This is a genomic window from Halomonas llamarensis, from assembly GCF_023555005.1.
In the GTDB taxonomy this organism is placed as follows: domain Bacteria; phylum Pseudomonadota; class Gammaproteobacteria; order Pseudomonadales; family Halomonadaceae; genus Vreelandella; species Vreelandella llamarensis.
Genome location: NZ_JAMJPJ010000129.1, coordinates 1 through 291, shown reverse-complemented (window position 1 = coordinate 291; position 291 = coordinate 1). Strand labels below are relative to the sequence as shown.

The window sequence follows — 291 nt, the reverse complement described above, 5'->3', positions numbered from 1 at the left end:
TCGAGATCGCCCAACCCACCGCCAATGAATACCTGCGCTTCCTGGCAGCCGCCGACTACGTCGCCGTTATTCGCGCGGGCGGGCCTGGCGTGCTGACCCGTTACCGCCTGGTCTCCAGCCGCTGGACGGGGCCACGAGCGCCGATGATCCAGCGCACCAAGCAGCTCTTTGATCCCAACACCGGCGAAGTGGTGTACAGCCGCGTGACCAAAACCGAAGGGGGTGAGCCATGAGCCGCTCGATGACCAGCGGTGTGATCCGCCGCACCCGCACCGTCGACATTTCCAACTG

Annotated in this window: 1 protein-coding gene; it reads left to right on the top strand. The window is 65.3% G+C overall.

The features are described from left to right. Nucleotides 1-233, top strand: a 233-nt coding sequence (locus tag M8006_RS17905) for a hypothetical protein (RefSeq protein WP_250084596.1), incomplete at its 5' end; no start/stop codon positions are given. Between the last annotated feature and the right edge of the window lie 58 nt (nt 234-291).